Source organism: Micromonospora globosa (assembly GCF_000717585.1).
Classification (GTDB): Bacteria; Actinomycetota; Actinomycetes; order Mycobacteriales; family Micromonosporaceae; genus Micromonospora; species Micromonospora aurantiaca.
The window spans coordinates 1-13,007 of record NZ_JNZR01000030.1 but is presented as its reverse complement, the minus strand read 5'-3'; the positions used below and the strand labels follow the sequence as shown (position 1 = coordinate 13,007).

At 72.3% G+C, this 13,007-nt stretch carries 12 protein-coding genes and 1 pseudogene; 2 read left to right on the top strand and 11 right to left on the bottom strand.

Features of this window, described 5'->3' with window-relative positions; all coding sequences use genetic code 11:
* Genes IF06_RS0124645 through fdxA form a run of 3 tightly spaced genes read right to left on the bottom strand, consistent with a single transcriptional unit; the run spans window position 1 to window position 2,451 of the window.
* The gene (locus IF06_RS0124645; RefSeq protein WP_030273844.1) at window positions 1-1,017 is read right to left on the bottom strand and encodes a prephenate dehydrogenase; all 1,017 of its coding nucleotides are present in this window, start codon (window positions 1,015-1,017) and stop codon (window positions 1-3) included.
* A 1-nt stretch (window position 1,018) separates the two neighbouring features.
* Window positions 1,019-2,128, bottom strand: coding sequence for a succinyldiaminopimelate transaminase (gene dapC, locus IF06_RS0124640; RefSeq protein WP_013288435.1), 1,110 nt, complete (start codon window positions 2,126-2,128; stop codon window positions 1,019-1,021).
* A complete protein-coding gene (gene fdxA / locus IF06_RS0124635) occupies window positions 2,125-2,451 on the bottom strand; it encodes a ferredoxin (protein WP_007464872.1) in 327 nt (108 codons plus the stop codon). The genes dapC and fdxA overlap by 4 nt, the downstream gene beginning before the upstream one ends.
* A gap of 79 nt (window positions 2,452-2,530) precedes the next feature.
* On the opposite strand from fdxA, the gene IF06_RS0124630 reads away from it, so the two are divergent.
* Complete coding sequence (locus IF06_RS0124630) at window positions 2,531-3,541, top strand: GNAT family N-acetyltransferase (protein ID WP_013475232.1); 1,011 nt, start codon at window positions 2,531-2,533, stop codon at window positions 3,539-3,541.
* Window positions 3,542-3,553: 12 nt separating this feature from the next.
* Here IF06_RS0124630 and IF06_RS0124625 read toward each other — a convergent pair whose 3' ends face one another.
* From IF06_RS0124625 to mshB, 3 genes are all read right to left on the bottom strand, one after another.
* Entirely contained in the window at window positions 3,554-4,018 is a 465-nt protein-coding gene (locus IF06_RS0124625) for a hypothetical protein (protein ID WP_013288437.1), read from the bottom strand.
* Window positions 4,019-4,104: 86 nt separating this feature from the next.
* Complete coding sequence (locus IF06_RS0124620; RefSeq protein WP_412535472.1) at window positions 4,105-4,578, bottom strand: hypothetical protein; 474 nt, start codon at window positions 4,576-4,578, stop codon at window positions 4,105-4,107.
* Window positions 4,579-4,595: 17 nt separating this feature from the next.
* Window positions 4,596-5,519, bottom strand: a complete 924-nt coding sequence (gene mshB, locus IF06_RS0124615; RefSeq protein WP_176921719.1) for an N-acetyl-1-D-myo-inositol-2-amino-2-deoxy-alpha-D-glucopyranoside deacetylase — start codon at window positions 5,517-5,519, stop codon at window positions 4,596-4,598.
* Window positions 5,520-5,604: 85 nt separating this feature from the next.
* Between mshB and IF06_RS0124610 the strand changes: the two genes are divergently transcribed.
* Window positions 5,605-7,749: a S9 family peptidase gene (locus IF06_RS0124610; protein WP_030273838.1), complete on the top strand. Its 2,145-nt coding sequence runs from the start codon at window positions 5,605-5,607 to the stop codon at window positions 7,747-7,749.
* An 88-nt stretch (window positions 7,750-7,837) separates the two neighbouring features.
* On the opposite strand, the gene IF06_RS0124605 is transcribed toward IF06_RS0124610, so the two are convergent.
* From IF06_RS0124605 to IF06_RS0124585, 5 genes and pseudogenes are all read right to left on the bottom strand, one after another.
* Window positions 7,838-9,580, bottom strand: coding sequence for an ABC transporter substrate-binding protein (locus tag IF06_RS0124605; protein WP_013288441.1), 1,743 nt, complete (start codon window positions 9,578-9,580; stop codon window positions 7,838-7,840).
* Window positions 9,581-9,688: 108 nt separating this feature from the next.
* The gene (locus IF06_RS0124600) at window positions 9,689-10,675 is read right to left on the bottom strand and encodes an ABC transporter permease (RefSeq protein WP_013288442.1); all 987 of its coding nucleotides are present in this window, start codon (window positions 10,673-10,675) and stop codon (window positions 9,689-9,691) included.
* A gap of 11 nt (window positions 10,676-10,686) precedes the next feature.
* Window positions 10,687-11,694: an ABC transporter permease gene (locus IF06_RS0124595; protein ID WP_013288443.1), complete on the bottom strand. Its 1,008-nt coding sequence runs from the start codon at window positions 11,692-11,694 to the stop codon at window positions 10,687-10,689.
* Window positions 11,691-12,578, bottom strand: a pseudogene (locus IF06_RS0124590) (ABC transporter ATP-binding protein); the annotation flags it as partial. The pseudogene IF06_RS0124590 and the gene IF06_RS0124595, both read right to left, overlap by 4 nt.
* Window positions 12,579-12,609: 31 nt before the next feature.
* The coding region (locus IF06_RS0124585) for an oligopeptide/dipeptide ABC transporter ATP-binding protein (protein WP_030273834.1) at window positions 12,610-13,007 on the bottom strand (398 nt) is incomplete at its 5' end.

Genomic DNA, 13,007 nt, shown 5'->3' with positions numbered 1-13,007 from the left:
TCAGCCTAACGGCGGGGTGGCCGGCAGGTGCCCCATGTAGGTGACCGCGCCGGCCGCCTCCCGCACCTCGCTCAGGTGGCCGCCCGCCGCGCCCAGCTCCCGCAGGTACGCCAGCTCGCCCGCGTGGTCGGCAACCGCCGGGAACTCCCGCCGGTGCGCGCTGAACACGCGTGCCCGCAGCGTGGAGCGGACGTCCCGCCCCTCGGCGAACCGGTCGGCCAGCGCACCGGCGTCGCCGTCGCGCAGCGCCTCGGTCAGCTCGTTCAGGAACGCGCCGAGCGCGTCCAGCTCGGCGAGCACGCGGTCCCGGTTGCCGAGCAGCATGTTCGCGGTCCGCTCAGGTGGCCCGCCGGCGACCCGGGTGCCGTCGGAGAAGCTGCCGGCGGCGAGCGTCAGCACCGCGTCCCGCAACGCCGACCGGTGCACGGTGCCGGCCAGCGCGCCCGCCAGCACGTGCGGTACGTGCGAGGCGAGCGCGGCGGCGCCGTCGTGCTCCGGGGCGGACATGGGCACCACCCGGGCGTGGAAGACGTCCACCAGCAGCACTGCCAGCCGCCGGAACGCGCCCAGGCCGGTCGGCCCCGGGCAGAGCACCCAGGCGGCGCCGTCGAGCAGGTCCGGGCCGGCCGCGGCCGCGCCGGCCCGGTCCGCGCCGGCCATCGGATGGCCCGGCACGAAGCGGTGCCCGAGCCCCTGAACGGTGGCGGCGGTGCTCACCTCGGCCTTGACGCTGCCCACGTCGGTGAGCACGCAGTCGTCGTCGGTCACGGCGGCGACCCGGGCCAGTGTCGCCGGCAGCGTGGGCAGCGGGCCGCAGAGGAACACCACGTCCCGGCCGGTGACCGCCTCCTCGACCGTGTCGGGCACGTCGACGCCCCGGTCGCGTACCTGCCGGCGGGCCGCCGGATCGGGATCCCAGCCGGCGACGTCGAGCCCGGCGTCGCGCAGCCGCAGCAGCACCGAACCGCCGATCAGCCCGGTGCCGACCACCGCTGCCCGCGCCAGCCCGCCCGCCACGTCAGGCCCCGGCGAGCCGCCCGGCCACCGCGTCCACGTGCTCGTCGGACTCGGTGAGGGCCACCCGGACGTGCCGGGCGCCGGCCGGGCCGTAGAAGACACCGGCGGCCACCAGGATGCCCCGGCGGGCCAGCCGGTCCACGGTCTCCCAGCAGTCCTCGTCCCGGGTGAGCCAGAGGTAGAGCCCGGCCTCCGAGTGCTCGACTGTGAAACCCGCGGCGGTGAACGCCTCGCGCAGCTTCTCCCGCCGGACGCGGTAGCGCTCGCGCTGGGCGTCGGCGTGCTCCTGGTCGCCGAGCGCGGCCACCATGGCGGCCTGCACCGGGGCGGGCACGATCAGGCCCGCGTGCTTACGGATCTTGAGCAGCTCGGCCACCAGCGCCGGATCGCCCGCGACGAACCCGGCCCGGTAGCCGGCCAGGTTGGAGCGCTTGGACAGCGAGTGCACCGCCAGCACACTGTCGTACGAGCCACCGCACACCTCGGGCGAGAGCACCGAGACGGGCTCGGCGTCCCAGCCCAGCGGCAGGTAGCACTCGTCGCTGGCGACCACCGCACCGCGCTCACGCGCCCACTCGACCACCTTGCGCAGGTGGGCGGCGGGCAGCACGCGGCCGGTCGGGTTGCCCGGCGAGTTGACCCAGACCAGGCGGACCCGGGGATCCGGGCCCAGCGCGGTCAGCGAGTCGGTGCGTACAGTCGTCGCGCCAGCCAGCCGGGCCCCGTCCTCGTAGGTCGGGTAGGCCACCGACGGCACCACGACCACGTCACCGGGGCCGAGCCCGAGCAGGGTGGGCAGCCCGGCCACCAGCTCCTTGGAGCCGATCGTCGGCAGCACACCCAGGCCGTCGACGCCCGCGCCGCAGGCCCGCGCGACCCAGCCCGCGATCGCGTTCCGCAGGGCGGGCGTACCGGCGGTCAGCGGGTAGCCCGGTGCGTTGGACGCGTCGGCCAGGGCCTGCCGGATCAGGTCTGGCACCGGGTCGACCGGCGTGCCCATCGACAGGTTGATGAGACCGTCCGGGTGCGCCGCGGCCGTGGCGGCCGCGGCGTCCAGGGTGTCCCAGGTGAAGTCGGGCAGCCGTGCCGAGACCGGCGTGCGCCGGTTCAGTGGCCCTCGCCGCGCGGCGGCTGCGCGGCGACGAAGGTGGCGTCCTTCTCCACCTTGCCGATCTTCGAGGCGCCACCGGGCGAGCCCAGGTCCTCGAAGAACTCGTAGTTGGCCCCGGTGTAGTCCTTCCACTGCTCCGGGACGTCGTCCTCGTAGAAGATCGCTTCCACCGGGCAGACCGGCTCACAGGCACCACAGTCGACGCACTCGTCGGGGTGGATGTAGAGCATCCGGTTGCCCTCGTAGATGCAGTCGACCGGGCACTCCTCGATGCATGCCTTGTCGAGCACATCCACGCACGGCTCGGCGATGATGTAGGTCACCGGTCTTCTCCTCCGCAAGACTCGTCGCGATCAACCGCAACGGTAAGAGCCTAGTATCTCGCCGGGGAGGGGGTCGATCGTGCTCCGACAGCAGGACGTGGGACACCGGATCGTGGTCCGCCGGATTGTGGGGATTCGCGAGGGCCGCACGCTGTTCTCCGACGCGCTCGGCGAGCTCGTGGAGCTGAGCGAGACCCACATCACTCTGTCCACCGACGCCGGGCCGCTGCGCGTACCGGTGGCCGAGGTGCACCGGGCAAAGCGGGTGCCACCGGCCCGGCGGCCCACCGCCGCCGCCGTGGTCGCGCTGGAGCTGGCCGCCGACGAGGCGTGGCCCGCACCGGTACGCGGACGGCTCGGCGACTGGCGGCTGCGCTGGGCCGACGGCTGGACCGGGCGGGCGAACAGCGCGCTACCCGTCGGCGACCCGGACCGCCCGCTGCCCGCCGCGCTGGACGCGGTGCAGCGCTGGTACGCCGAGCGCGGCGGGTCCGCCCTGGTGAACACCCCGCTGCCGCTGGCCGCCCCGGTCGGCGCGGAGCTGGACGCACGCGGCTGGACGTCCCGGCCCCCGGTGCTGGTCCAGACCGTCCCGCTGCGCACCCTGACCGTGCCGCCCGCTGTTCCGCTGCCGACCTCCACCCCGCTGCCGACCGACGCCCCCGCCGACGCCCCCGCCGATGTGCCGCCGGTGACGCTGACGGACGCGCCCGCCGACGACTGGCTGGTGATCGCCGCAGGCCGCAAGGGCGGGCTGCCGGACGCCGCCCGGCAGGTGCTCACCGGGACGCCCCGGGTCCGCTTCGCCGAACTGCGCGAGGACGGCCGGCTGCTCGCGGTCGGGCGGGGCACGGTGACCGGCGCAGGCCGCTGGCTCGGCGTCAGCCTGCTCGAGACGGTGCCGGAGGCACGCCGTCGAGGGCTCGCCGCCACTGTCGTACGCGCCCTGGCCGGCTGGGGCGCCGCCGAGGGCGCCACCCACGCGTTCCTCCAGGTCGAACAGAGCAACAGCGCCGCTGTGGCGCTCTACCGCGGGCTCGGCTTCACCACCCACCACACCTACCTGACCCGGGTCGCCCCGGCGGCCTGAGCGGCGCTCCGGTCAGCGCCGGACGATCCTGCGGGGCCGGGTGCGCTTCATCTCGGCGTACCGCTTGAGCTGGCGGGACCGGTAGTCCCGGCCCAGCGCGGTCAGGATCAGGTAGCCGACCAGCACGCCCGCCGCGGTGGCCGCGAGATAGAGCCAGATCTGGGCGAAGAACAGGCCCGCGCCGCCGCCGAACGGGTTCTCCCCGACCAGCAGCGGACCGACGAACACGGTGAGCGCCAGCGCGACCGCGACCGCGGCGGCCAGGTCGCCGGCCCAGCGGCCCAGCGGCCGGTCGGCGCCCCACCGGAACGCGGTGCCCGCCAGGATCAGGCCGATGACCAGGAACATGGCGAGCGAGACGCGGCCGGAGGCGGTGTCGTCGTCCGGGAACGCGAGTTTGATGACCAGCCGGGCCACCACGTTCACCCCGAACAACGCGGCCGCCAGCACGCCTACCGCACGCCACCGCTGACCCATCGCACGCCTCCCGCCGTACCGCCCGCTCCCTCGGCGGGCCTCCTGGCAGGAATGTCTACCACCGCGAGCTGTGCGGCGTCAGCACCTCACCGTGCGTCGGGCGGCGTCACCAGGTGCCGGAAGCCCAGCACCGCGAACGTGACCGCGCCGGCCACGATCAACGCGAGGCCGAGCACGTTGTCACCGGCGAGCGCCAGATCGCCCTCGACGGTCCGGAACCCACCCACCACGATCACCAGGAACCACGGCAGCGCGCCGAGCGCCACCGCCCAGCGCGTACCCGTCGACCGGTGGGCGAACCGGCCCAGCAGCACAGTCGTCGCCACCACCGCGACGACGCCGGCCGCCACCAGGCCGACACCGAGAAGCGCCCGCAGCCCGCCGGAGCGGCCCTGCACGGTCTCCCAGGCCCAGGTCGCGAAGATCAGGTCGAGCAGCGCCAGCAGGACGCCGGCCCAGACCGTCACGACGCCGCCGGCCACCCGCAGCGCGCGGTCGAGCACCCGCTCCGCCGGGCTCGGCGTGGCGGCCGTCGGCGGCTGCTCGGGAAGGGTCGACACGGGTACGGCCGGCAGCGTCACCGGAGACCGGCCGCCGCGACCGGGGACCGCTGCGTACCGTCCAGGGCGATGCCGGCGAAGAGGTCGTCCTCCCAGCCGTACGGGCCGGCGCCCGGCCCCTTCTCGCCGACCGCGAGCGTGAAGTACTCGACGCCCATGAACTCGCCGCCGAAGTTGCCGGCGATCGAGTAGAGCCAGGAGTTCGCCGGGATCTGGGTGGCGTGGGCGCGCATCGCCGCCTCCTTGGCGGCGTGCTGGTCGGTGCCGTCGATCCGGGCGGCGATCTCCGCGTCCGGCGTGCCGAACGGCAGCTCGTCGGCGCTCTCGATGCCGGCGAACGGATTGTCCGACGACTCGGTGAACGTCTCCAGGCCCGCGTCGAGCACGCTGCGCGGCATCGCCGTCCAGTAGACCTTCGCCGGGGCGATCCCCTCGGCCGCGGCCAGCTCCACCGCCCGCATCGCCACCCGGTGCGCCTGGATGTGGTCGGGGTGGCCGTAGAAGCCGTCCGGGTCGTACGTGACGAGAACCTGGGGACGGACCTCGCGGATGACCTCCACCAGGTACCCGGCGGCGGTGTCCAGGTCGGCCTGCCAGAACGCCCGGGGGTGCTCGTTGGTGGCCAGGCCCATCATGCCGGAGTCACGGTAACGGCCCGCACCGCCGAGGAACCGGTGGTCGGTCACGCCGAGCACGGCGCAGGCGGCCGCCAGCTCGCCGATCCGGTAGCCGCCGAGCTGGTCCGCCTCGGCCGCGCAGAGCTGCGCCAGGGCCGGGACGTGGATCTCGCCCTCCTCGCCCAGCGTGCAGGTCACGAGCGTGACGTGGGCGCCGGTGGCGGCGTAGTGCGCCATCGTCGCGCCGGTGCCGATCGACTCGTCGTCGGGATGCGCGTGGACCAGCAGAAGGCGTCGGTCGGGCAGGGTCGTCACGCCCGTCACTCTAACCGGCGGTCCTGCCCGCTCGACGGTGATGCGTCCGCCCAGGTCGGCCACATCACCTCCGGCGCCCGCCTACTCTGCAGGCGTGGACTTTCCCGAGCTGGCCGCCCGTACCCGTCGGTTCAGCCACGGGGCGCCGCGTGCCGTCACCGTCGCGGGCGACGGCGCCCGGGTGATCTTCCTGCGTTCCGCGGGACCGGAGGACCCGGCCGACGCGCTCTGGCTGCTCGACGTCGACAGCGGCGAGGAACGACTGGTCGCGGACCCGGCGGTGCTGCTGGGCACGGACGCCGAGCCGGCCCGCCTCGCTCCCGGGGAACGGGCGCTGCGCGAGCGGTTGCGGCTCAGCTCCGGCGGCATCGGCTCGTACGCGCTGGACTCGGCCGGCCGGGTCGCCGCGTTCGCGCTGGCCGGGCGGCTGTTCCGGGCCGACCTGGTGCACGGCGACGTGATCGAGGTGGCAGCGATCGGGCCGGTGATCGACCCGCGGCCCGACCCGGCCGGTGAGCGGCTGGCGTACGTCACCGACGCCGCCGACGGGGTGCGCCGGGGTCAGTTGCGGGTGGTGGAGCCGGACGGTACGGACAACCTGCTCGCCGGTGAGGACAGCGGCGTCACCTGGGGTCTGGCCGAGCACATCGCGGCCGAGGAGTTCCACCGCTACCGGGGCTACTGGTGGGCGCCGGACGGGCGCAGCGTGCTGGCCGCCCGGGTCGACGAATCACGCCTGGAACGCTGGTACCTGCACGACCCGGCCGACCCGGCGAGCCCGCCGACGTCGCTCGCGTACCCCGTGGCGGGTGGGCCGAACGCGGAGGTGAGCCTGCACCTGCTCGACCTCGACGGCGGCTGGGTCGACGTGCACTGGGACCGCGAGACCTATCCGTACCTGAGTTCGGTGGACTGGACCGAGGGCGGGCCGCTGATCACCGTGCTGCGCCGCTCGCAGCAGCACGGCCTGGTGCTCGCGGTGGACCCGCGCACCGGGGAGACGCAGGTGCACGCCGAGCTGGCCGACCCGCGCTGGGTGGAGCCGATCCCCGGCACCCCGGCGCACCTGCCCGACGGGCGGGTCCTGGTCGGCGGCGAGCTGGCCCACGACGGGTACGACGCGCGTTGCCTGTTCGCCGACGGCACGCTGCTCACCCCGCCGTCGCTGTACGTGCGGCGGGTGGTCGGGCGGCTGCCGAACGGCCCGAACGCGGCGGCCGACCTGCTGGTGGAGGCGAGCGAGGGCGAACCGAGCCAGCGTCACCTCTACCGGGTGCGCACCACGATCGGCGGCGGCATGGACGCCCGCCGGATGGGCAGCGACCCGGGCTGGCACACCGCCTCGATCGGCGGGTCGACGCTGGCGGTGGGCATCGCCTCGCTGGAGCACGCCGGCGTCCGCTGGCGGGTGTGGCACGGCGACCGCGAGGTCGGTGAACTGCGCTCGTTCGCCGCCACCTGCTCGTACGCGCCGCGGCCGACGATGGTCCGGGTGACCGACCGGCGGCTGCCCAGCGCGGTGCTCTACCCGGCCGAGCACGTCAAGGGCACCCGGCTGCCGGTGCTGCTGGACGTGTACGGCGGCCCCGGCCACCAGGAGGTGGTCGCGGCCCGCAGCGTCTGGCTGGAACGGCAGTGGTGGGCCGAGCAGGGCTTCGCGGTGGTCACCATCGACAACCGGGGTACGCCGGGCATCGCGCCGTCGTTCGAGAAGGCGATCCACAGGCGGGTCGCCGACGTGATCCTCACCGACCAGGTGGACGCGCTCACCGCGCTCGCCGACAAGCACCCGGATCTGGACCTGGGACGGGTGGCGGTGCGCGGCTGGTCGTTCGGCGGCTGGCTGGCCGGGCTCGCGGTGCTGCGGCACCCGGAGTTGTTCAAGTGCGCGATCGTCGGCGCGCCGGTCACCGACTGGGCGCTGTACGACACGGCGTACAGCGAGCGCTACCTGGGCATGCCGGACGACGGGATGGACGTGTACGCCCACCACTCGCTGGTCGAGCTGGCCGCAGAGCCGCTCGGCGATCCGGCGCAGGCCCGGCCGATGCTGCTGGTGCACGGCCTGGCCGACGACAACGTGCTGGCCGCGCACACGCTGCGGCTGTCCGCGGCGCTGCTGGCGACGGGCCGCCCGCACGCGGTGCTGCCGCTGACCGGCGCGAGCCACCTGGCCGCCGGCGGCGTGTCCGAGCGCCTGCTCCGGCTGGAGCTCGACTTCCTCCGCCGCTACTTGTAAGGAAGGGCCCCCTTTTAACGCCTGCGGTAGAGGAAGGGCCCCTTGTTAACGCGAGGCGTTAACAAGGGGCCCTTCCTTCACCTACGGGCTACTGCTTGACGTACGCGTTGACGAAGTTCGGGTAGCCGAACACGGAGGAGATGAACACCCCGCCCGCCTTGGAGCCGTGCACGTTGTACGCCACGTCCACGTAGAGCGGCACCACAGGAGCGTGCTCCTTCATGATCCGCTCGTCGAGCTTGCCCCACTCCGGGCCCTGCTCGGACGGCGGCAGCGCCAGGATCCGGTCCATCTCGGCGTTGATCGCGTCGTCGTTGAAGTACGACTGGTTGCTGTTGCCCTCGGCCTTGATGGTCCGGCCGTCGTAGAGCACCGGCAGGATCGACGCGCCGCTCGGCCAGTCCGCCGCCCAGTTACCGATGTACAGGTCCCAGGGGTTGTTCTTCTTCTTGACCTCGTCCAGCTTCGCGTCGTCCGGGATGTTCCGGACGGTGATCTTGAAGCCGGCGCGCTCCAGGTTGCCCTTGAGCTGGACCGCCTCCGCCTGCTCGGTCGTGTTGTCGGCGACGCCGAGGACCAGCTCGGGCGTCTGGCCGCCGAGCAGCTCCTTGGCCTTCTCCACGTTGCCGTTGGCGCCGGCCGGGTACGCGTCGTACGCCTTGTAGCCGATGGTCGACGGCGGCATCAGCGTGGTGATCGGCTGCGCTACGGTCTGGCCGCCGAGCGCCTTGACCAGGCCCTCGCGGTCGATCGCGTAGTTGAGCGCCTGGCGGATCTTCAGGTCCTTGACCCGCTGGGTGTTGATCACGAGCTGGTTGGCGCTCGGGGTCGGGGACAGCAGCGTGCGGGACTTCAGCGCCGGGTCACCGGCGACCTTGGCCACGAGCGAGGCAGGCACCGAGTTGAACGCCAGCGCGCTCTGGTCGGCGCCGTTGTCCGCGATCACCCGGTTGTTGGCGGCGTCGGCGGTCGGCCCGAAGCTCCACACGAACTGGTCCGGGTACTGGTGCCGCACCGGGTCGGTCTTCGCGTCCCAGTTCGGGTTGCGGTCGAGCGTGAGCTGCACCCCGACCTGGTTCTTCGCGATCTTGTACGGGCCGGACGAGAACGGCTTCTGGTCCAGGTTGACCCCGGTGTCCTTCTCCGGCTTGAGCGGCGCCGTGGTGGGCAGCGAGACCGCGAACGGCAGGTCGCAGCGCGGCTTGGCGAACTCGAAGCGCAGCGTCTTGTCGTCCGGCGTGGTCAGGCCCGGCGGCAGCGACGTCTTGTTCTTCTTGAAGTCCCACTTGGTGTCGTACTGCGCGGTGTCGGCCAGCCACTCCTGGATGTAGGTGGGGCCGCCGGTGAGGTCCGGGTCGAAGGAGCGGGCGATGCCGTACGCGATCTCCTTCGAGGTGATCGGGCTGCCGTCCTCGAACTTCACCCCGTCCTTGATGGTGAATTCCCAGACCTTGCAGTCGTTGTTGACGTTCTTGCCCGGGGTCTCGGCCAGGTCACCCACGAGGACCAGGCCACCCTTGCCGTCGTCCTTCCAGGTGGTCAGGTAGCGGGCGAAGAGCGGGTTGGCCATCAGACCGGCGAACGAGTACGTCCGCTGCGGGTCCAGGTGGGAGATGGGGGTCTCCCGGATGATGGTGAACGTCCCGCCCTTGGCCGCGCCGTCGATCTCGGCGGCCGGTCCCTGCGAGTCCTTGGGGTCGGTCGCGATGACCCCGGTCTGCTGCCGGTTGCCGTCCACCTTGGTGCCTTCGCCCGTGTTCTCCGAGCAGGCACCGAGTGCCACAACCAGTGCGATGGCGCCGCCAGCGGCGGCCGCTGCGCGTGGTCGCATGTCCTACCTCCTCCACCCGTGCGCCGAGCGCATCCGCCGACGTCCCGAGGATCGTAAAGAAGAAAAGCTACGAGTTGGATAACAGTTGTCGATAAATTTCGTCGCGGTTCAGCCGAGCCGTACCCGCGGGTCGATCACCGCGTAGAGCAGGTCCACCACCACGTTCGCCAGCACCACGAAGACCGCCGCGATCAGCACGGTCGCCATGATCGTCGGCAGGTCGCCCGAGCGGACCGCGTCGACAGCGGTACGCCCCATCCCGTTCAGACCGAATGTCGTCTCGGTGATCACCGTGCCGCCCAGCGCCCCGCCCACGTCCAGACCGGCGATCGTCACCACCGGTGTGATCGCGGCGCGCAGCGCGTGCCGGCCGTACACCTTGCGTTTGGCCAGGCCCTTCGCCCGCGCGGTCCGGACGAAGTCCTCCGAGAGTGTCTCCAGCATCTGCGCCCGGGACAGTCGCGCGTAGATCGCGGAGAAGAGGAACGCCAGCGCCACCCACGCCAGCACCAGCCCGCTCGTCCACTTCAACGGATTGTCGAACAACGAGGTGTAGCTCGGCACCGGCAGCAGGCGCAGGTTGTAGACGAAGACGATGAGCAGCACCGCGCCGACGAAGTAGAGCTGCAACGAGGCGCCGGTGAGCGAGAAGCCGATCGCCGCCCGGTCCAGCCAGCTGCCCCGGCGCAGCGCCGAGAGCATGCCCAGGCCGACGCCGAGCAGCAGCCACAGGATCGCCGCCGGGATGACGATGCTCAGCGTCACCGGCAGCACCCGGGCGATGGTGTCGGAGACCGCCTCGTTCGACACGTACGACCAGCCGAGGCAGGGGGCGTCGCACCGGCCGCCCTGGGCGCTGCCCAGGTCCCGGCCGGTGAAGATGCCCTTCATGTAGCCGGCGTACTGGCTGATCAGCGGGTCACGCAGGCCCAGCTCCTGGCGGACCCGCTCCAGTCGCTCCGGGTTGCAGTTCTTCGGGCACATGCCGGTGACCGGGTCGCGGGGTAGCGCGAAGAACATCAGGAAGCTGAGCACGCTCACCGCGAACAGCGTGAGCGCGGCGGACAGCAGCCGGCGGATGAGGAATCGCGTCATGGGCCGGCCTCCTACCGGGACGACTTCGGGTCGAGCGCGTCGCGCAGCGCGTCACCGAAGAGGTTGAAGGCGAACACGAGCGCGAAGATGGTGATGCCCGGGAAGAAGACGTACGCCGGGTCGGTCTGCAGGTAGTCGAGACTGCGGTAGATCATGCGGCCGAAGCTCGGCGTCTCGTCGGTGAGGCCGACGCCGATGAACGACAACGCGGCCTCGCTGGTGATGTACTGCGGCACCGCCAGCGAGAAAGCGACCAGGATCGGCGCCCAGGCGTTCGGCAGCAACTGGCGGAACAGCATGTGCCCGAGGCCCGCACCGCTGGCCCGCGCCGCCTCCACGAACTCGCGTTCGCGCAGCGCGATGATCTGACCCCGGACCAGCCGGGCCGTACCGGTCCAGCCGAACAGGGCGAAGATCGCGATGAGCACACCGATCTGGAAGTACGCCGGCACGGCCTCGCGCTGTCCGTAGAAGCGCAGCGCGACGGTCGGCATCAGGGCCAGCGCGATGATCAGGAACGGCATGGCCAGGGTCAGGTCGGTGATCCAGTTGATCACCGTGTCCAGCCAGCCGCCCAGGTAACCGGCGAGCGTCCCGAGCGTCACACCGATCACCGCGGTCAGCACGGCCGCCGCGAACGCGATGAACAGCGACGTCCGCAGCCCGTGCACCATCCGGATGAAGATGTCCCGGCCGAGACCGGGTTCCAGGCCGAACCAGTGCTCACCGGTCACGCCGCCGGCGTAGCCCAACGGCATGCCGTAGCCGTCGAGGCGGCTCTGGAACTGCTCCTTCGGCCCCACCCCGTACAGCGCCTCGATGAGCGGCACGGCGAGCGCGACGAGCACGAAGAACGCCAGCAGGCCGCCGCTGATCAGCGCGGTGCGGTCCCGCTTGAGCCGCGCGAGGGCGAGCTGGCCGGGTGACCGGCCGACGAACTCCTTCTTGCCGCTCTCGTCGCCCTCGCCGGGCGACTCGATCTCGGCGAGCGCGACGCCCTCGACCGGCGACAGGCTCATTGGGACACCTCCACGGGTTCGCCGGTCGGCACGCCGACCGGTCCGCTCTCCGGGTAGTGGCAGGCGGCGAGCTGTCTGCCGTCGTCGCGGGTGGTCAGGGCGGGTTCTTCGGTGGCGCACCGGTCGGTGGCTTTCCAGCAGCGGGTGCGGAAGCGGCAGCCCGACGGCGGGTTGAGTGGGGTGGGCACGTCGCCGGTGAGGCGGATGCGTCCGGCGGGGCCGAGGGTGGTGACGTCGGGGATCGCCGACAGCAACGCCCGGGTGTAGGGGTGCTGGGGGCGGGTGTAGATGGTGTCGCGGTCGCCGATCTCGACGATCTTGCCGAGGTACATGACGGCGACGCGGTGGCAGAAGTGCCGGACGACGGCGAGGTCGTGGGCGATGAACACGAACGCCAGGTCGAGATCTTGTTGCAGGCTGCGGAGCAGGTTGATGACCTGCGCCTGGATGGAGACGTCGAGGGCGGAGACGGGTTCGTCGGCCACGATCAGCTTCGGTTTGAGGGCGAGGGCGCGGGCGATGCCGATGCGCTGGCGTTGCCCGCCGGAGAACTCGTGCGGGTACCTGTTGTAGTGCTCCGGATTCAGGCCCACGAGTTCCAGCAGCTCCTGGACGCGTTTCTTGACGCCGCCGGGGTTCAACGACGCGTACGGGTCCTGGAAGATGATCTGCAGGTCCTGCCGCAACCCGCGCAGCTCACCACGCCCCGCGTGGGTGATGTCCCGCCCCGCGAAGGTGATCGACCCGGCGGTGGGCTCCAACAGCCGGACCAGCATCCGCCCGGTCGTGGTCTTCCCACACCCCGACTCCCCCACCAGCCCGAGGGTCTCGCCCGGCCGCACGTCGAAGTCCAACCCGTCCACCGCCCGCACCGCACCCGTGCTGGCACCGACAGCAGCGGCTCGGTCTCGGTACTCATCGGGCCACCCCCACCTGGGCTACCTCGTCGCGGTAGATCCGCTCCCGATCCCCCGCCGACAGATGACACGCCACCAGATGCCCTGCCGCCCCCGCCGGAACCAGCTCCGGAACCTCGGCGCGCGACCGGTCGCCGTTCACGTCGGCCCACCGGCACCGCGGATGAAACGCACACCCCGACGGCAGGTTGATCAGACTGGGCGGGTTACCCGGAATCGGCAGCAGGTCCGCGTCCGCGTCACCGTGCAACGACGGCACACTCGACAACAACCCCCACGTGTACGGATGCTGCGGCGCCCGCAACACCCGCTCCACACTCCCGTGCTCCACCGCCCGGCCCGCATACATCACCAACACGTCATCAGCCACCTGACTGACCACACCCAGGTCATGCG

Excerpts from the sequence above, each read along its gene's own strand:
- IF06_RS0124625 (WP_013288437.1), bottom strand. The coding sequence starts at position 4,018 with ATGGGTCAGCGGTGGCGTGCGGTAGGCGTGCTGGCGGCCGCGTTGTTC.
- IF06_RS0124605 (WP_013288441.1), bottom strand. The coding sequence starts at position 9,580 with ATGCGACCACGCGCAGCGGCCGCCGCTGGCGGCGCCATCGCACTGGTT.
- IF06_RS0124600 (WP_013288442.1), bottom strand. The coding sequence starts at position 10,675 with ATGACGCGATTCCTCATCCGCCGGCTGCTGTCCGCCGCGCTCACGCTG.
- IF06_RS0124595 (WP_013288443.1), bottom strand. The coding sequence starts at position 11,694 with ATGAGCCTGTCGCCGGTCGAGGGCGTCGCGCTCGCCGAGATCGAGTCG.